Origin of the sequence: Aeromicrobium sp. (genome assembly GCF_049587115.1) — a bacterium.
GTDB lineage: Bacteria > Actinomycetota > Actinomycetes > Propionibacteriales > Nocardioidaceae > Aeromicrobium.
Window position 1 is genome coordinate 1 of record NZ_JBAVDI010000072.1, and the last position, 17,732, is coordinate 17,732.

Genomic DNA, 17,732 nt, shown 5'->3' on the forward strand with positions numbered 1-17,732 from the left:
CCCGAAGCGCTCAAGGCTCAGTCCGTGGCTGCGCGGACCTATGGCGTGCGGTCGATCACCAGTTCGCGCTACTACGACATCTGCAGCACCACCTCGTGCCAGGTCTACGGCGGCGTGCCCCGCGAGACCTCCGCCACGGACACCGCGATCAGGGCGACCGCCGGCAAGATCCTCACCTACGGCGGCTCACCTGCGTTCACCCAGTTCTCGTCGTCCTCGGGTGGCTACACGGCGCCCGGCAGCCAGCCGTACCTCAAGGCCGTCAACGATCCGTATGACGGCTGGTCCGGGAATGGGAACCACGCGTGGACCAAGTCGGTCACCGCCGCCACGATCGAGAAGGCGTATCCCGCGATCGGCACCCTGAAGCGGCTTGAGATCCTCAAGCGGAACGGATTCGGCGACTGGGGCGGGCGGGTCGACACGATGAGTCTGGTGGGATCGAGCCGGACCGTGACGATCTCGGGCAACGACGCCCGTTGGTCGTTCGGCCTCAAGTCGAACTGGTTCCGTTTCTAGGCGCCAACCCGCGGCGTCAGCCGATGCTGTTCGAGTCGACTCGGACGCCCCGAGTGGTGTGCTGAACACCAGGCGGATCTGGGATACTCAGACCATGCCTGCACTTGTGAAGTCGGTGGTGATCTCGGCCGTGGCCAACGCCGCTTCGCTGGCGTTCGCGGCCTGGATATTCGATCGGTTCAACATTCGGTTCGGGTGGTTCGTCCTCGCGGTCGTCCTGTTCACCGCTCTGACGGTCACCCTGCGGGGGATCGTGGTCAGCACGGTCAACCGATTCGCTCGCGGCTACACGATCGTGGGCGCACTCGTGCTGACCGCGCTGGGTCTGCTGCTGACAGATCTCGTGGTGCCGACGACCGGTTTCTCGATCGAGGGCGTCGGCACCTGGATCGGTGTCATCGTGATCGTGTGGGCGGCCGGCGTCGCGTACGGCGAGGTCGACAGCTCACCGCCGGCGCACCACCGGTAGTCGCTGACCGCCCTGCCTCACTCGGAGGGCTCGGAGTCCTTGATCTCGGTGATGACCTCGCCGGACGTGACGGTCGCACCGACCTCGGCACTGAGGCCGGTGATGACGCCGGCCTTGTGCGCGTTGATGGGCTGCTCCATCTTCATGGCCTCGACGACCACGATCTGGTCACCCGCGGCGACGGTCTGACCCTCGGTGACGGTGACCTTGACGACCGTGCCCTGCATGGGTGCGGTGAGCGAGTCGCCACTGGCAGCAGCGCCGGCGGACTTGCCGGCCTTGCGCTTGGCCTTCTTGGTCGTACTCGGCGCGGCCGACGCACCCAGGCCACCGGGCAGGACCACTTCGACCCGCTTGCCGCCGACCTCGACGACGACGCGCTCACGCTCGTCTGGCTCGTCGGTCTCGGAGGAGCCGGCGTACGGCTCGAGCTCGTTGACGTAGTCGGTCTCGATCCAGGTCGTGTAGACCCCGAAGCTGCCGTCGTCGGCGGTGAAGGCCGGATCGTCCACGACCGAACGGTGGAAGGGGATGACGGTCGGCATGCCGTCGACGACGAACTCGTCGAGGGCCCGTCGCGATCGGGCGAGAACCTGTTCGCGGCTGGTTCCGCTGATGACGAGCTTGGCGACCAGGGAGTCGAACGATCCGGGGATCGTCTCACCCTGCTCGTAGCCGCCGTCCAGGCGGACGCCGGGACCCGACGGGGGAGCCCAGGTGGTCAGCGTGCCGGGGGCAGGCAGGAAGCCACGGCCGCCGTCTTCGGCGTTGATGCGGAACTCCATCGAGTGTCCACGGATCTCGGGGTCGTCGTAGCCGAGCTCTTCACCGGCGGCGATGCGGAACATCTCGCGGACCAGGTCGATGCCGGTGACCTCCTCGGAGACCGGGTGCTCGACCTGCAGTCGGGTGTTGACCTCGAGGAAGCTGATGATCCCGTCGACGCCCACCAGGAACTCGCACGTGCCGGCACCGACATAGCCGGCTTCCTTGAGGATGGCCTTGGACGAGGAGTACAGGATCTCGACCTGCTCGTCGGTCAGGAACGGCGCGGGCGCTTCTTCGACCAGCTTCTGGTGGCGACGCTGCAATGAGCAGTCGCGGGTCGAGACGACCACGACGTTGCCGTGGGAGTCCGCCAGGCACTGGGTCTCGACGTGACGCGGCTTGTCGACGAAGCGCTCGACGAAGCACTCACCGCGGCCGAAGGCACTGACGGCCTCACGAACGGCGGACTCGAATTTTTCCTCGACCTCATCGAGCGTGTAGGCGATCTTGAGGCCACGACCGCCACCGCCGAAAGCGGCCTTGATCGCGATCGGGACGCCGTGCTCCTCGGCGAACGTGCGCACCTCGGATGCGTCGGCAACGGGATCCTTGGTACCAGGGACCAGCGGTGCTCCTACGCGCTGTGCGATGTGACGGGCCTTGACCTTGTCACCGAGGTTGTCGATCGCGCTCGGCGGCGGACCGATCCAGATCAGTCCGGCGTCGATGACGGCCTGCGCGAACTCGGCGTTCTCGGCGAGAAAGCCATAGCCGGGGTGCACGCTGTCGGCGCCGGACTTCTCGGCGACCGCGAGAATCTTCTCGATCGACAGGTAGGACTCCGCGGGCGTGGAGCCCTCCAGGGAGTAAGCCTCGTCGGCGAGCCGGACGAACACGGCATCCCGGTCGGGCTCGGCATAGACGGCGACGCTGCCGATCCCGGAATCCTTGCATGCACGGACGATGCGCACCGCGATCTCACCGCGGTTGGCGATCAGGACCTTGGCCAGGGGCTTGCTCACTGGATTGCTCTCCTTGTTCAGGACACTTCTGCCTGCCGCAGTCTAGGGCCTGGGGATTTGCCAAGGAGTACGAGGTTGGTTGACGCCACCGATCGATTGTGCGGGTTGGTTAACGGTTGTTAACATCGACCCATGACTTTCGCCCTCTCCAGTGAGCACGAGACCTTCCGCCGCAGCGTGCGTGAGTTCGCCGAAGCCGAGGTCGCTCCCCACGTGGGGCAGTGGGACAGGGACCATCACTTCCCCGTCGACGTCGTGCACAAGATGGGCGATCTGGGCCTGTTCGGACTCACCGCACCGGAAGAGTTCGGCGGAGCCGACGGTGACTTCACCAGCCTGTGCGTCGCGATCGAGGAGCTTGGCCGGGTTGACCAATCGATCGGGGTCACCCTCGAGGCGGGCGTGGGCCTGGGCATCACGCCAATCCTTGAGTACGGCACCCAGGAGCAGAAGGAGCAGTGGCTGCCAGAGCTCGTCGCCGGTCGCAGGGTCGCCGGCTTCGGCCTGACCGAGCCGGGTGCGGGCTCCGATGCCAGCGCCACCAAGACCAAGGCTGTCCTCGACGGTGAGGACTGGGTCGTCAACGGATCGAAGCAGTTCATCACCAATTCCGGCAGCGAGATCACCTCGCTGGTGACGGTCACAGCACGTACCGGTACCCGCGAGAACGGCAGCCCGGAGATCTCGGCGATCGTGATTCCGGCCGGGACTCCCGGTTTCGTCGCGGAAGCGCCGTACGACAAGCTCGGTTGGCACATCTCGGACACCCACCCGCTGTCGTTCACGGACGCACGGGTCCCGGCCAACCACCTCCTCGGTGAGCGCGGCCGCGGCTACGCGCAGTTCCTTGCCACGCTCGACGACGGACGGGTCGCGATCGCCGCGCTGGCGGTCGGCTGCATCCAGGCGTGCCTCGACCTGTGCGTGGACTACGCGGGGGACCGGACGACCTTCGGGGTGCCGATCGGGACCAAGCAGGGCGTCGCGTTCCAGATCGCCGATCTCGCCGTCATGGCCCAGGCCGGTCGTGCCCTCACGTACCAGGCTGCAGCCATGAAGGACGGTGGAGCGACGTCCAAGGAGTTCAAGCAGGCCGCGTCCATCGCCAAGCTGTACACGTCGGAGGCCGCCGTCACCGCAACGCGCATCGCGACCCAGGTCTTCGGCGGCTACGGATTCATGGAGGAGTACCCAGTTGCACGCTTCTACCGCGACGCCAAGATCCTCGAGATCGGCGAGGGCACCTCCGAGGTGCAGCGCATGCTCATCGCACGGGGGCTGGGTCTGCCGGTCGAGTAGCGGCCAGCTGCACGAAGACCTAGAGGTTGGTCATCTTGGCGCAGGGCAGCGGGATGTGCTTGACCTCGTCACCGAAGTCGACCTGGGCCGACATGGTGCCCTGCAGGCTCACGATTCGACCGAGACCGAAGGTGTCGTGGGAGACGCGGGCGCCCACTTCGTACACTTCGGCTGCGATTTCCGGCTTCGCCTGGAACGGACTGGACGGGTGGTAGCGGCGTCGCCGCGGTGAGGTTGCCATCGTCTGTCCAGTGTCCCACTATTTCGCGCCCGAGACTAACGAAGTCAGCGTTCGGTCGTCCGCCAGAGGTCGGTCCACGCGATTCCCAGGTCACCCACGAGGTCGCGGAGCAAGGGCAGCGAGAGGCCCACGACGTTGTGGTGATCGCCCTCGATTCCGCTGATGAATGCGCCACCCAGCCCGTCGATCGTGAAGGCGCCGGCGACCGCGAGCGGCTCGCCGGTCGCGACGTACGCATCGATCTCTTCGTCGCTGATGTCGGCGAAGTGCACGATCGTCGAGGCCGTCTCGACGAATTCCTGCTGGCCGCGACGGACGCAGTGCCCGCTGTGAAGCACCCCGCTGCGGCCACGCATGCGACGCCACCGCCCGGCAGCCTCCACTGGTCCGGCTGGCTTGCCGAACGTCTCACCCTCGAAGGCCAGGACGGAGTCGCAACCGATCACCAGTGCGTCGCCGTCGATCTGGTCTGCAACGGTGCGGCACTTGAGCTGGGCGAGCGCGGCCGCGAGATTGGCCGCGTCGGGTGAGGTGATGCGATCCTCGTTGACCCCCGAGACGATGACCTCGGGATCGATGCCGCCGGCTTGCAGCGTCGCGAGACGTGCAGGCGAGGCGGACGCCAGAATGATCCTCATCGCAGCCCCGCCTCGTCATACCGAGCACGCACGACCTCGAGCCGTGGCTCTGCCAGCAGCTCGGCGACCAGCGCGGCGGATCCGGCGACACCGGTCCAGGTGCTGTCGATGTTGGTGGTCACGAACCAGGCGTGATCGTCCGGCCACATCAGGTTCGGGCTGTTGATGTCGCGCGGCACCCCCTGGCCGTAGGACGCGGCGCCCCACTGGCCGGCCTGGTCCAGTCGGCCGGCGAAGAGGAACTGCTCACCCAGCAGCGGCCCGTCCATGACGTACGGCGGGAACGCCGGTGGCACCGGTGGCGGTGGCTTCTCCTTGGTGAAGATCCTTCCGGGCCACCGTGGCGGTCCGGAGAAGCTGGTCAGGAAGCCGACCGCGTCGCCGCCGTGGATGTCGCCGTAGCCCTCCCACAGGCCGAAGTAGCACGCTGCGGGGGTGGTCGTGTGTCGGCCCAGCACGGAGCACAGCGCCTGGAGCAGGTCATTCCGGAGATGCCCCTCGTCGCGCTCAGCGTCGCCGGGGCTCTGCTCCGCGTGGAGCACGCGGGCGTAGGCCTCGAACCCCGACGGGCCCAAGATGGTGCGCAGTGCACGGGGAGCAAGGTCGCTGGCGAACCAGTCGGCAGCGGAATGGTCGGCCAGCGGCGTCAGCGGCATCGTCAGCCGCCGAACGCCGATCGGCGCCATAGGTCGGGGCCGAATCGGTGCGGGAGGCGAGCCTGACGGGTGGGGTGGCCCCACTGCGAGCGAGCGGCGGGCCTGGTCCGAGCGGCTGCGTGGGCTGCTGCAGCGTTGCGGGCGGCGACCACGGCGACGAGTGCCGCGAGCTCCTCGGCAGTCAGGTCACCCTTGACGACTCGCAGGATCGGCTGGTGCTCGGTCGGAGGGCTCTCGGCGCCTTCTGCCGGCTCGGGGGTCACAGCGGGATGTTCCCGTGCTTCTTGGGCGGCAGTGTCTCCCGCTTGGTCTTGAGCAGACGCAGCGCCTTGACGACTTCGGCGCGGGTCTGGCTGGGCTCGATGACTGCGTCGATGTACCCTCGCTCGGCCGCGAGGTACGGGTTGCAGAGCTCGTCCTCGTACGCGGTCATCAGCTCGGCGCGGGTCGCATCCGGATCGTCGGAGGCGGCGATCTCCTTGCGGTACAGGATGCCGACCGCACCCGATGCGCCGACGACGGCGATCTGGGCCGACGGCCAGGCAATGTTGATGTCGGCACCGAGGTGCTTGGACCCCATCACGTCGTACGCGCCGCCGTAGGCCTTGCGAGTGATCACCGTGACGAGCGGGACGGTGGCCTCGGCATAGGCATAGATCAGCTTGGCGCCGCGACGAATGATGCCGTCCCACTCTTGTCCTGTGCCGGGCAGGAACCCGGGCACGTCGACCAGGGTCAGCACCGGGATGTTGAATGCGTCGCAGGTGCGAACGAAACGAGCGGCCTTCTCCGAGGCGTCGATGTCCAGGCAGCCGGCCAGCTGCATGGGCTGGTTGGCCACGATGCCCACGCTGCGGCCCTCGACCCGGCCGTAGCCGATCAGGATGTTGGGTGCGAACAGGGGCATGACCTCGAGGAAGTCACCGTCGTCGACGACCGACTCGATCACGGTGTGCATGTCGTAGGGCTGGTTGGCCGAGTCCGGGATCAGGGTGTCCAGCGCCAGATCGGTCTCGGTGGGCTCGAGATCGGCGACCTCGTCGTACGGCTCGGGCTCCTCCATGTTGTTCTGCGGCAGGTACGAGATCAGCGCCTTGACGTACTCGAGGGCGTCTTCCTCGTCAGCGCCCATGTAGTGCGCGTTGCCGGACTTGGTGTTGTGCGTGCGCGCTCCACCCAGGTCCTCCATCGAGACGTCCTCGCCGGTCACGGTCTTGATGATGTCCGGGCCGGTGATGAACATGTTCGAGGTCTTGTCGACCATCACGACGAAATCGGTGATGGCGGGGGAGTAGACGTGTCCGCCTGCGTTGGTGCCCATGATCAGCGAGATCTGCGGGATGACGCCCGAGGCGTGGACGTTGCGGGTGAAGATCTCGCCGTAGAGGCCCAGCGAAACGACGCCCTCCTGGATACGGGCCCCGGCGCCCTCGTTGATTCCGATGATCGGGCAGCCGGACTTGATCGCCAGTTCCATGACCTTGACGATCTTCTCCCCGTAGACCTGTCCGAGGCTCCCGCCGAAGATTGAGAAGTCCTGGCTGAAGACGCACACCTGCCGGCCGTCGATCGTGCCGTAACCGGTGATCACCCCGTCGCCCAGCGGCCGACTCTTGTCCAGACCGAACGCCGTGCTGCGGTGACGCGCCAAGGCGTCGAGCTCGACGAACGAGCCCTCGTCGAGCAGTTGCTCGATCCGCTCGCGGGCGCTCTGGCGGCCCTTGGCGTGCTGCTTCTCGGCAGCGCGCTCGGCCATGTCGACCGTGGCTTCGGTGTGCCGACGCTGGAAGTCGGCCAGCTTGCCGGCGGTCGTGTGGAGCTCGGGGTGGGCTTCGATCTCGTGTTCGGTCACGGGGGCCAGCGTAACGATCGAAGTTCGGGACCGGTATGTGAGGCTGTTCTCATGGCCTACCGTGACCTGGACCGACCGCCGCTCGACGCCTCCGTCCTGCGCGCGGCCCTGGTCGGAACGGGCCGGTTCTGGACCGACATCGTCGTGTCGGCGACGACGGGTAGCACCAATGCTGACGTCGCCGATGCTGCACGAGCCGGGGCCCCGGAGGGGGTCATCCACACGACGGACCTGCAGACCGCCGGTCGTGGCCGACTCGACCGGGTATGGGAGTCGCCGGTGGGGTCGGGGGTGATCGTGTCGGTGCTGCTGCGCCCAGAGGGCGTGCCGACGGCGCGGTGGGTGTGGCTCCCTCTGCTGGTCGGTCTCGCGGTCGACGCGACGGCGCGCGAGTGCGGGGTGGTCTCTGGCCTCAAGTGGCCCAACGACGTCGAGGTCGATGGCCGCAAGCTCGCCGGGATCCTGCTGGAACGCGTCAACACCCCCACTGGGGCCGCTGCGATCGTCGGCCTGGGCCTCAACGTGTCGCTGCGACGTGACGAGCTGCCGGTCCAGAGCGCGACCTCGTTGGCGCTGGAGGGCGCCAGTGAGACGGACCGGACGGTGGTGCTACGGGTCTTCCTACGCAATCTCGAGGCGCTCTATCGGGCCTGGTCGGCGACGGGTGGCGACCCTGCCGCGGGCATCCGGGAGTCGTACGCCAGGCGATGCGTCACGCTGGGCACGCGGGTCCGGGTGAGTCTGCCCGACGGGGGCTCACTGGAGGGTCAAGCCACCGGGATCGACGATCTGGGCCGTTTGCTGGTCGACGGTACGGCGATCAGCGCGGGCGATATCACCCACGTGCGACCCATGACGTGAGAAAATCAGCACATGAGTCTTCCTCGCAAGCTGATGATCGATGGCGAACAGACCGTTGCCAACACCCGCACGCACCTGAAGGTGCTGACGATCCCGTTCCTGATCCTGCTCGTCGTGGCGGGTGCGGGAGGCTTCTTGATCCATCAGGTGAGCGACTCAGGCAGTGGGATCCCGCGGTGGATCGTCATCGCCGGCATGGCGATCCTGATCCTGTGGGGCTCGGTGCTGCCATTCCTCAAGTGGCTCACCTGGACCTACACCTTGACCAACAAGCGCATCGTCGAGCAGAAGGGGCTGCTGACCCGCTCGGGTCGGGTCATCCCGCTCAACCGCATCAACGACGTCGCCTTCGAGAAGAACCTCAACGACCGGATCCTCGGCTGCGGCACGTTGATCATCCACGATGCCAGCGAGCAGGCTGGCCTGCAGCTCCGGGACATTCCGCATATCGAGGCGTTCCACCGAACGGTGTCCAACCTCGTCTTCGAGAAGCACGACAACACGCCGAGTGATGAATCGATCTGAGCTCCGTGATGATCTCGCCCGGCTGATCCTCGGCGGCGAGCTGAACCTCACGAGCACCGAGGTGGCGGACAAGGGCGGGCTGAGCCTCGAGGACGGCAAACGACTGTGGCGGGCTCTGGGCTTCCCCGACACCGGTGACGCCGTCGCCTACGGCGCCCCGGACGTCGAAGCAGTCGCCGCGGTGGCCGCATCGATCGAGTCCGGGCTCCTCGACGAGCAGACCGTGTTCCGGATGACGCGTGCGCTCGGCACCACGATGTCGCGGCTCGCCGACTGGCAGGTCTCGACGCTGGTCGATCAGGTCGAGCACGATGTGGGGGGCGGCAAGTCCGGCAGTCGTCTGGAGGCCGCCGTCGGCCTGGCCACCGGCGTCGCGCCAGGCCTGGAGGAGCTGATGATCTACGCCTGGCGTCGTCACCTGGCCGCCGCAGCCGCCCGGGTCGAGGCCCTCGGCGCGGCCGACGAAGAGCTGCTGTCCACGGTGATGACCGTGGGATTCGCCGATCTGTCCCGCTTCACCACCTTGTCCAACGAGCTCGACGACTCCACCCTGGGAATGTTGGTCGAGAACTTCGAGACGCGGTGCACGGACATCGTCACGGCGCACGGCGGTCGGGTCATCAAGACCATGGGTGATGCGGTTCTCTTCGTGACGGCCGAGGCGCAGGAGGGCACGCGCACAGCGCTCGACCTGGTCAGACAGATCGCTTCGCGCGATGACATGCCGGACATCTGTGTGGGGTTGGCGACGGGCTCGGCGATCAGCCGCCTGGGCGATGTTTTCGGCCCGCCGGTCAACCTGGCCGCGCGGCTCTCGCATGTCGCACGGAGCAATCGGGTGCTGATCGACGAGGCCACCGCCGCTTCGCTTGACGACGAGTTCGACACCCGTGCCCTGCCGCCCAGACCGCTCCGCGGGTTCGGCGTCGTCTCACCGATCACGGTGAGCGAACGCCGCGTCTTCCGCTCCCGATAGGCTGGCGCCGTGCCCCCACCCCAGCTCGCGGTCATTGGCGGAGGCCAGCTGGCTCGCATGATGCAGCAGGCCGCTGTCGGTCTCGGCATCCATCTCAGGCTCCTCGCTGAGGCCCCTGACGTGTCTGCGGCACAGGTCATCGTGGATCACGTCGTGGGCGACTACACCGACCTAGACACCTTGCGTACCGTCGTCGCCGCGACCCCGGTCGTCACGTTCGACCACGAGCACGTTCCCCCCGAGCACCTGCGCACCCTCGAGGCCGAGGGGCATGCCTGCCGCCCCGGGCCTGATGCGCTGCTGTATGCCCAGGACAAGAGCGACATGAGGAGCCGACTCAGCGGTCTGGGCGTCCCCTGCCCACGCAGTGCCGTGATCGCCTCGCGCGCAGACCTCGAGGAATTCGGCTTGCCGGCAGTCGTCAAGACCACCCGCGGCGGCTACGACGGCAAGGGTGTCTGGGTCGTTCGCGCGATGGCTGACGCCGATGCGGCATTCGATTCGGGCCGTGGTCTGCTGGCCGAGGAGCTCGTCGACTTTCGACGCGAGCTGTCAGCGCTGGTTGCTCGCTCGCCCTCGGGCCAGGTGGTCGCCTATCCAGTCGTCGAGTCCCGCCAGGCCGACGGCGTCTGCGCCGAGGTCATCGCGCCCGCACCGGACCTCGACCCGGCCCTCGACGCGCAGGCACGCGCCATGGCCGAGCGCATCGCGACCGAGCTTGGCGTCACGGGCATCCTGGCGGTGGAGCTGTTCGAGACGACCGACGGTCGCCTGCTGGTCAACGAGCTCGCGATGCGGCCGCACAACACGGGTCACTGGACCATCGACGGCGCTCACACGAGCCAGTTCGAGAACCACCTACGGGCCGTGCTCGACCTGCCGCTGGGACCGGCCGGCGCACGTTCGCCCTGGGCGGTCATGGTCAACATCCTCGGCGGGGCGGTCGACGACCTCGACGCGCAACGAGCTGTCGCGCTCGCCGCGGTGCCGGACGTCAGGGTCCACCTCTACGGCAAGGCGGTCAAGGCCGGGCGCAAGGTTGGCCACGTGACGGCGTACGGACCAGATCTCGACGACGCGCTCTTCCGGGCACGCCACGCAGCGCACCTCTTCACAGATGGAGTGACCTCATGACTGACCAGGCTCGCGTAGGGATCGTCATGGGGTCGGACTCCGACTGGCCGACCATGGAGGCGGCCGCGACGGCGCTTGCCGAGTTCAGCATCCCCTTCGAGGCAGATGTCGTCTCGGCGCACCGAATGCCCGACGAGATGCTGGCCTACGGTCGCGAGGCCCACGGTCGCGGCATCGAGGTCATCATCGCCGGAGCCGGGGGAGCGGCGCACCTGCCGGGCATGCTGGCGGCGGTCACACCGTTGGCGGTCATCGGTGTGCCGGTCGCGCTCAAGCACCTCGACGGCATGGACTCCCTGTTGTCGATCGTGCAGATGCCCGCGGGTGTCCCGGTTGCGACGGTCTCGATCGGCAACGCCCGCAATGCCGGGCTCCTGGCGGTACGCATCCTGGCCGCGGGCGATGCCGACCTCACCCAGAGGATGCTCTCGTTCCAGACCGCTCTCGCCGACTCGGCCCGGGCCAAGGGCGAGAAGATCCGAAATCCCGCAGGCAGCGCCGGCTTCCGCTAGCCGCGTCCGGTCGCATCGCGCGTGGTGACCGTGGCGACGAACGAACGACCTATCCCCGCACGTAGGACGTCAGCTCGGTGAGGGTGGGTTCTGCCGGCGCGGACGCGAATCCGAAGCGTACGGGCGGCATGACTGGTGCGAGCGCGCCCAGCTCCTCGCCCTCCCAGGTCGCTCGTGCCGCGGCGAGCCGGTGCACGTCGCGCGCGGCGTACCACTCGGTCCGCCCGCCACCGGCGGTTCCGTAGGTCTGAACGCCCGGCATCAGCCGGCCGGCGATCGGGTTGCAGACCTTGGCCCAGGTGGCAGATCGTCGCAGCGGTGCAGGCACCATGCCGAGGAGTGGACCGACCCACAGTCGGCCCCCGGGGGTGAACCGCAGCTGGAGCGAGCGCGTGTGCACCGACCACTCGGCACCAGGCTCGACCGAGACGGGCTCGATCCGCACCTCGTCGAAGGTGTAGGTCGAGGCGACGAAGTCCGCGACCTCCTGACGGGGGGCCAGCAGGGTCCGGTGCCCGACGGCGTCCTCGACCATGACGTCTGCGAAGGATCCGAACCGGCTCTGGTTCCACACCCCGACCACGATTCGCACACCGGAGGCTGTGCCGAGACCGGCTATGTGGCCGGTGAACGTGTCGATCATGGTCCCAGTGTGTCCGATGCCACGAAAACAGATGTGGAGCGTCATCCGCGAGCGGACTCATGTCGCGTCAGGTCGGTCCGAGCTCAGTGACAAGGACCGAACCGTCTTCGGTGCCGGTCGACTCAGGAGCGTTTGCGCCGGAGAATGTCCGAGCCGTTGCGGCGCAGCATCGAGACGGTGGTCTTCCAGGACGGACGATCCAGGTCGGGCTTCTTGCCGGCTCCGACGCGATGCAGCTGATCGGTGTGCCACTGCAGGTCGATGAGCCCGTCCAGCGCCTTGGTGTCCGCGACCTTGCCGATCAGTGCGGCGCCGGTGAGCTGGCGTCGGTGTGAATCGAGCGTGTCGACGACCTCGTCGAGGATCTGCGCCGGCGCATCGGGTGTCGTGGCAGCCGGTCGCCCGAGGCCGATCATGTTGCAGTCTCCTGATTGAAGCGCCGACTCCATGGCCACGCGGGAGCGAAATCCGCCCGTGACCGCCAATGGCACGTCAGGCGCCACCTCGCGCACCGTGGCGGCGTACTCGAGGAAGTAGGCCTCGCGCGCGACTGTCGAGGCACGGGCGCCCATCATCGCCGGCGCCTCGTAGGATCCACCGCTGATCTCGATCATGTCGATACCTTCGGCCGCCAGGCGCACCACGACGTCACGCGACTCCGTCTGGCTGAATCCGCCGCGTTGGAAGTCCGCCGAGTTGAGCTTGATGCCGACAGCGAAAGTCGGGGCGACCGTCGATCGGATGCGGCGCAGCACCTCGACCACGAACCGCATGCGCTTCTCGGGCGTTCCCCCCCAGTCATCCTCGCGCTGGTTGGACAACGGGGACAGGAACTGGGCGACCAGGTAGCCGTGGGCGCCATGGATCTGCACGCCGTCGAATCCGGCTCGCTCGGCCACCGCGGCGGTGGTGGCGAAGCGCTGGATGATCTCCTCGATCTGCTCCGCAGTGAGCTCAGCCGGCATCTTCGCGCCGGGGACTTTGAGGGCGATGGGGCTCGGGGCAACCGGCTGCGTGCGTCCGAACGGGTTCGACTGGCGGCCGGGGTGGTTGATCTGCATCCAGATCGGCACGCCGGCCTTGCCGGTCGAGCTCGCCCACCGGGTGAGTGCTTCGAGGTGGCGATCGTCCTCGATGGCCACGTTCCCGGCCTCGCCGAGCTGCTGCCGGTCGATCATGACGTTGCCGGTGACGATCAGCCCGTAACCGCCATCGGCCCACGTGGTGTAGAGCTGGTCCAGCTCGCGGGTGGGCGCGTGGTCGCGATCGCCAAGCGCTTCGCTGAGCGCCGACTTCATGAATCGGTTGGGCAGCACTTGTCCGCATGGGAGGGTGAGCGGCGTGTTGAGCAACGGCATGCGGAGTCCTCGAGATTTGAGATTCCATCGGTATCTGGATTGATCCAGCCTACGGGGTGCTGCGCCAGTCGCGCTCAGCGACTGCTGAGCTCGTCGCGGACTCTCGGGTCAGATGCCCGGCCCGCAGTTGTGGCGAGAGCACGCACAGATCCCCTCGCGCTCGTCCAAGCACGGCACTAGCGTGACGGCATGCCTCTGGTGACCTATAAGGCGTTGTGCATCGATGCTGCCGACGTGTCCGCGGTACAGGGCTTCTGGGCTCGCACGCTGGGCTACGAGTCCGAGACTCTCCAGGACGGTGACGGATACCTCCGGGGGTCGGGGCCAGGGGAGGAGATCTGGATCAACCTCGTGCCGGAGCCCAAGGTCGTCAAGCAGCGCGTGCACGTCGACGTCCGCGCCGACTCGCTGGAACCGTTTGCCGGTCTGGAGCAGCTCACTGGCGACGGCGAGTTCGCATGGACCACGTTCAGCGATCCCGAGGGTGGTGAATTCTGCGTGTTCACCTACGACGAGCCCCCTGCGAGGTGCTTGAAGGCCATCGCGATCGACTCGCGCGACCAGTCGTCGATCGCCGAATGGTGGGCCGAAATCATCGGCGGCACGCTGACGCACCACGACGACGGATACTCCTCCGTCGAAGGCATCCCCGGGTCGACCTTCGAGGGGTTCGACTTCGTGCCGGTGCCCGAGCCCAAGATCGTCAAGAACCGCATCCACTGGGACGTCAGGCTGCTCGACGGTTCGACGGTCGACGACCTGGTCGACGCGGGCGCAACGATCGTGGACGTCGTGGGCGAGCCGTTGCGCTGGACTGTCATGACCGATCCCGAAGGCAACGAGTTCTGCGTCTTCCCCACAGCGTGACGCCACCGCCACCGGCGCGCGTGGTGGAATGAACCTGTGCCCGTACTCGACCTGACCGCCGATCCCGTCACCCTCGCCGCCGCGCTCGTCGACATTCCTTCGGAGAGCCTGCAGGAGCAGGTCATCGCCGACGCCGTCGAGACCGCCCTGCTTGCCCTTCCGCATCTCGAGGTGGTCCGAGATGGCCACACGATCGTCGCCCGCACGTCACTGGGCCGTTCCGAACGAGTCGTGATCGCGGGGCACCTTGACACTGTGCCCGCGAATGGCAACCTGCCGTCCCGGCTCGTGGGAGACACCCTCCACGGACTGGGCACCTGTGACATGAAGGGCGGGGTGGCGATCGCGCTTCTGCTCGCTGCCTCGGTCTCCGCACCGGTACGCGACGTGACGTACGTCTTCTACGACGCCGAGGAGATCGCCGCGAAGTTCAACGGCCTGGGTCGGCTCGCGCGCGAGCGCCCCGAGCTGCTGGCCGGTGACTTCGCAATCCTCATGGAGCCCTCGAACGCCGGTGTCGAGGCCGGCTGTCAGGGCACCATGAGGGTCGACATCCGGACCGCGGGGGAACGGGCCCACTCGGCTCGCTCCTGGATGGGCAGCAATGCGATCCACGCGCTGGCGCCGGTGCTGGACGCCCTCAACGCCTACGTTCCGCGCGAGGTCGAGATCGACGGGCTCACGTACCGCGAGGGACTCAGTGCTGTGGGGATCACCGGTGGCGTCTCGGGCAACGTCGTACCGGACGAGGCCATCGTGACGGTCAACTTCCGCTTCGCCCCCGACCGGTCGGAGGAGCAGGCGCACCAGCATCTGCAGGAGACCTTCGAAGGCTTCGGACTCACCGTCACAGACTCGGCACCCGGTGCCCTCCCCGGGCTCGGGCATCCTGCCGCAGCGGCCTTCGTCGAGGCGGTCGGTGCAGAGGTGCATCCGAAGTTCGGTTGGACCGATGTCGCGCAGTTCACCGTCCTCGGCGTCCCCGCGGTCAACTACGGCCCCGGTGACCCGCTGTTCGCCCACAAGGCCGACGAGCACGTTCCCGTCGAGCACCTGCACCGGGTGCACGACCGACTCACGAAATGGCTGACCGCATGAGCAACCCCGAAGCGCCCCGTCCTGACCTGCATCACAAGGGTCCGGTCCGACTTAAGCGGTCGCAGCGACCCGACAGCACGACCGACCAGCGCCTGCTCGACTCCCGCGGTGCCACCGACTGGGTGCACACCGATCCGTGGCGGGTGCTGCGCATCCAGTCAGAGTTCGTGGAGGGCTTCGGTGGCCTGGCCGAGCTGGGACCGGCGGTGAGCATCTTCGGCTCGGCTCGCACCAAGCCCGACGACCCGATGTATGAAGCGGCCCGGCAGATCGCCGAGAAGATCTGCCGCGAGGGATACGCGGTCATCACCGGAGGCGGGCCTGGGGCGATGGAGGCGGCCAATCGGGGCGCGAGCGAGTGCGGCGGAGTGTCGGTGGGCCTGGGCATCGAGCTCCCGCACGAACAAGGCATGAACGAGTGGGTGGACCTGGGCATCAACTTCCGCTACTTCTTCGTCCGCAAGACGATGTTCGTCAAGTACGCCCAGGGTTACGTCGTGCTCCCGGGCGGCTTCGGCACGATGGACGAGTTGTTCGAGGCTCTGACCCTCGCGCAGACCCAGAAGATCACCTCATTTCCCATCGTCCTGTTCGGCACCGAGTACTGGGGTGGCCTGATCGACTGGCTGCGCACCACGATGCTGGTCGACGGCAAGATCGGTCAGAAGGACCTGGACATGTTGCACCTGACCGACGACGTCGACGAGGCGGTCGCCTGGTTCGTGGCCAAGGACGCCTAGGCGAGCCCCCGCCGGCTCACAGCGGGCGGCCGATCGCCGCGGACGGACGCGACGAGGTCGAGCACCTGCCGAGTCTCGGCCACGTTGTGAGCACGGAACACGCGGGCCCCCTGCCACGCCGAGATCGCCGTGGCGGCCAGCGTTCCGGGGAGGCGGTGGTCCTTGTCCAGGTCAAGCGTCTCGCCGACGAAATCCTTGTTGGACAGCGCGACGAGCACGGGCCATCCGGTCGCGACAAGCTCGTCGAGCCGGCGGGTCAGCTCCAGGCTCTGCCGAGTGTTCTTGCCGAAGTCGTGCGTCGGGTCGATCAAGATGCCGTCCCTGCGCACCCCGGCGTCGACTGCACGCTCAGCGAGCGCCGTGACGGTCGCGATCACGGCGCCGACCACGTCGTCGTAGGCCGAGCGGTGTGGATCGGTGCGCGGGCCGATGCCGCCGGTGTGACTGCACACCAGGCCCGCCCCGTGCTGTGCCGCGACCGCGGCGAGCTCGGGGTCGTGGCCTGACCAGGTGTCGTTGACCAGGTCTGCCCCGAGCCGGCACAGCTCGTCGGCTACCTCGCTGCGCCAGGTGTCGACGCTGATCACGAGGTCGGGGTACCCCGACCTCGCCTCCGCGACGAGATCGGCGGTGCGGCGGAGCTCCTCGGCGGCGTCGACCTCGGGGCCGTAGCCGGCTCGTACGCCACCGATGTCGACGATGTCGGCGCCGTCCCGCACGGCCTTGGCCAGTCGATCGAGCGCCGGAGCGAGGTCGAAGGTCGCGCCGCTGTCGTAGAACGAGTCCGGTGTGCGGTTGATGATCGCCATCAGCGCCAGATCGGTGGGCAAGAACGCGCGCGTGCCCAGACGCACGGTGTCCGGAGCAGGTGGCAGAGTCACACCCGTGAGCGTAACGACTGATCACGATCGCCTCGTGCGATGCCCGTGGGGCCACGATCCAGCCATGACCGACTACCACGACACCGAGTGGGGCCGCGAGCTGCGTGGAGACCGTGAGCTGTTCGAGCGCATGTCACTCGAGGCGTTCCAGTCCGGCCTCTCCTGGGCGATCATCCTGCGCAAGCGGGACCGTTTCCGTGAGGCGTTCGCGGGTTTCGATCCGGCCGCGGTGGCGGGCTTCGGTGAGACCGAGGTGGCTCGCCTGCTCGATGACGTCGGCATCGTGCGCAACCGGCTCAAGATCGAGGCCACGATCAGCAACGCGCGCACGCTGCAGGCGCTTGACGAGTCGTTCAGCGATCTGGTCTGGTCGTTCGCGCCCCCGCCCGCCCCGGCACCGTTGACGCCCGCCGATGTCCCGGCGACGACCCCGGAGTCGATCGCGATGGCCGCGGCGCTGAAGCGGCGAGGGTTCCGGTTTGTCGGGCCGACCACGGCCTACGCCCTGATGCAGGCCACTGGGATGGTCAACGATCACCTCGCCGACTGTCTGGCCCGCGACGCCAGCTGAGTCGTCGCGATTCAACCTCATGTGTCACACCGGACCCCGCTCGGTCAGGCGTGGCTCCGACGAATCAGAGCGTGGTGCGTCTACGCTCCGGGGCATGGCATC

21 protein-coding genes are annotated in these 17,732 nt (G+C 67.6%); 12 read left to right on the top strand and 9 right to left on the bottom strand.

Features of this window, described 5'->3' with window-relative positions; genetic code table 11:
* Both WB461_RS07255 and WB461_RS07260 read left to right on the top strand, forming a co-directional pair.
* Positions 1-519: SpoIID/LytB domain-containing protein (locus WB461_RS07255; RefSeq protein WP_423852059.1), on the top strand; the 519-nt coding region annotated here is incomplete at its 5' end.
* A 94-nt stretch (positions 520-613) separates the two neighbouring features.
* Entirely contained in the window at positions 614-988 is a 375-nt protein-coding gene (locus tag WB461_RS07260) for a hypothetical protein (RefSeq protein WP_423852060.1), read from the top strand.
* A 17-nt stretch (positions 989-1,005) separates the two neighbouring features.
* Here WB461_RS07260 and WB461_RS07265 read toward each other — a convergent pair whose 3' ends face one another.
* Positions 1,006-2,766, bottom strand: coding sequence for an acetyl/propionyl/methylcrotonyl-CoA carboxylase subunit alpha (locus WB461_RS07265; protein WP_423852121.1), 1,761 nt, complete (start codon positions 2,764-2,766; stop codon positions 1,006-1,008).
* A 144-nt stretch (positions 2,767-2,910) separates the two neighbouring features.
* On the opposite strand from WB461_RS07265, the gene WB461_RS07270 reads away from it, so the two are divergent.
* Complete coding sequence (locus WB461_RS07270; RefSeq protein WP_423852061.1) at positions 2,911-4,077, top strand: acyl-CoA dehydrogenase family protein; 1,167 nt, start codon at positions 2,911-2,913, stop codon at positions 4,075-4,077.
* Positions 4,078-4,096: 19 nt separating this feature from the next.
* Here WB461_RS07270 and WB461_RS07275 read toward each other — a convergent pair whose 3' ends face one another.
* From WB461_RS07275 to WB461_RS07295, 5 genes are read right to left on the bottom strand one after another with little or no spacing between them, the layout of a single operon-like run.
* Entirely contained in the window at positions 4,097-4,318 is a 222-nt protein-coding gene (locus WB461_RS07275; protein WP_423852062.1) for a hypothetical protein, read from the bottom strand.
* A gap of 44 nt (positions 4,319-4,362) precedes the next feature.
* Positions 4,363-4,956 (bottom strand): Maf family protein, encoded by a 594-nt coding sequence (locus WB461_RS07280; RefSeq protein WP_423852063.1) that lies wholly within the window; start codon positions 4,954-4,956, stop codon positions 4,363-4,365.
* Positions 4,953-5,612: a hypothetical protein gene (locus WB461_RS07285; protein ID WP_423852064.1), complete on the bottom strand. Its 660-nt coding sequence runs from the start codon at positions 5,610-5,612 to the stop codon at positions 4,953-4,955. The genes WB461_RS07280 and WB461_RS07285 overlap by 4 nt, the downstream gene beginning before the upstream one ends.
* 2 nt (positions 5,613-5,614) lie before the next feature.
* Complete coding sequence (locus WB461_RS07290) at positions 5,615-5,875, bottom strand: acyl-CoA carboxylase epsilon subunit (protein WP_423852065.1); 261 nt, start codon at positions 5,873-5,875, stop codon at positions 5,615-5,617.
* Positions 5,872-7,464, bottom strand: a complete 1,593-nt coding sequence (locus tag WB461_RS07295; protein WP_423852066.1) for an acyl-CoA carboxylase subunit beta — start codon at positions 7,462-7,464, stop codon at positions 5,872-5,874. The genes WB461_RS07290 and WB461_RS07295 overlap by 4 nt, the downstream gene beginning before the upstream one ends.
* A 51-nt stretch (positions 7,465-7,515) precedes the next feature.
* Here WB461_RS07295 and WB461_RS07300 point away from each other — a divergent pair, with 51 nt between their 5' ends.
* Genes WB461_RS07300 through purE form a run of 5 tightly spaced genes read left to right on the top strand, consistent with a single transcriptional unit; the run spans position 7,516 to position 11,472 of the window.
* Positions 7,516-8,325, top strand: a complete 810-nt coding sequence (locus WB461_RS07300) for a biotin--[acetyl-CoA-carboxylase] ligase (RefSeq protein ID WP_423852067.1) — start codon at positions 7,516-7,518, stop codon at positions 8,323-8,325.
* Between the two features lie 12 nt (positions 8,326-8,337).
* Positions 8,338-8,850 carry a PH domain-containing protein gene (locus tag WB461_RS07305; RefSeq protein ID WP_423852068.1) on the top strand — a complete coding sequence of 171 codons (513 nt, stop codon included), beginning with the start codon at positions 8,338-8,340 and terminating at the stop codon, positions 8,848-8,850.
* On the top strand, positions 8,837-9,826 hold the full coding sequence (locus WB461_RS07310) for an adenylate/guanylate cyclase domain-containing protein (RefSeq protein WP_423852069.1): 990 nt from the start codon (positions 8,837-8,839) through the stop codon (positions 9,824-9,826). The genes WB461_RS07305 and WB461_RS07310 overlap by 14 nt, the downstream gene beginning before the upstream one ends.
* Before the next feature lie 9 nt (positions 9,827-9,835).
* Positions 9,836-10,960, top strand: a complete 1,125-nt coding sequence (locus tag WB461_RS07315; protein WP_423852070.1) for a 5-(carboxyamino)imidazole ribonucleotide synthase — start codon at positions 9,836-9,838, stop codon at positions 10,958-10,960.
* The gene (purE, locus tag WB461_RS07320) at positions 10,957-11,472 is read left to right on the top strand and encodes a 5-(carboxyamino)imidazole ribonucleotide mutase (RefSeq protein WP_423852071.1); all 516 of its coding nucleotides are present in this window, start codon (positions 10,957-10,959) and stop codon (positions 11,470-11,472) included. The genes WB461_RS07315 and purE overlap by 4 nt, the downstream gene beginning before the upstream one ends.
* 49 nt (positions 11,473-11,521) lie before the next feature.
* Here purE and WB461_RS07325 read toward each other — a convergent pair whose 3' ends face one another.
* The gene (locus WB461_RS07325) at positions 11,522-12,115 is read right to left on the bottom strand and encodes a hypothetical protein (protein WP_423852072.1); all 594 of its coding nucleotides are present in this window, start codon (positions 12,113-12,115) and stop codon (positions 11,522-11,524) included.
* A gap of 122 nt (positions 12,116-12,237) precedes the next feature.
* A complete protein-coding gene (locus WB461_RS07330) occupies positions 12,238-13,473 on the bottom strand; it encodes an NADH:flavin oxidoreductase/NADH oxidase family protein (protein ID WP_423852073.1) in 1,236 nt (411 codons plus the stop codon).
* 189 nt (positions 13,474-13,662) lie between these two features.
* On the opposite strand from WB461_RS07330, the gene WB461_RS07335 reads away from it, so the two are divergent.
* Genes WB461_RS07335 through WB461_RS07345 form a run of 3 tightly spaced genes read left to right on the top strand, consistent with a single transcriptional unit; the run spans position 13,663 to position 16,178 of the window.
* Positions 13,663-14,340 carry a VOC family protein gene (locus WB461_RS07335; protein ID WP_423852074.1) on the top strand — a complete coding sequence of 226 codons (678 nt, stop codon included), beginning with the start codon at positions 13,663-13,665 and terminating at the stop codon, positions 14,338-14,340.
* 36 nt (positions 14,341-14,376) lie between these two features.
* A complete protein-coding gene (gene dapE / locus WB461_RS07340; protein WP_423852075.1) occupies positions 14,377-15,438 on the top strand; it encodes a succinyl-diaminopimelate desuccinylase in 1,062 nt (353 codons plus the stop codon).
* Entirely contained in the window at positions 15,435-16,178 is a 744-nt protein-coding gene (locus WB461_RS07345) for a TIGR00730 family Rossman fold protein (protein WP_423852076.1), read from the top strand. Before dapE ends, WB461_RS07345 begins: the two co-directional genes overlap by 4 nt.
* Here the strand turns inward: WB461_RS07345 and folP are convergent.
* Positions 16,175-16,987 (bottom strand): dihydropteroate synthase, encoded by an 813-nt coding sequence (gene folP, locus WB461_RS07350; RefSeq protein ID WP_423852122.1) that lies wholly within the window; start codon positions 16,985-16,987, stop codon positions 16,175-16,177. The two genes, WB461_RS07345 and folP, sit on opposite strands and share 4 nt — an antisense overlap.
* 76 nt (positions 16,988-17,063) lie before the next feature.
* On the opposite strand from folP, the gene WB461_RS07355 reads away from it, so the two are divergent.
* The gene (locus tag WB461_RS07355) at positions 17,064-17,630 is read left to right on the top strand and encodes a DNA-3-methyladenine glycosylase I (RefSeq protein ID WP_423852077.1); all 567 of its coding nucleotides are present in this window, start codon (positions 17,064-17,066) and stop codon (positions 17,628-17,630) included.
* The last annotated feature ends 102 nt before the right edge of the window (positions 17,631-17,732 follow it).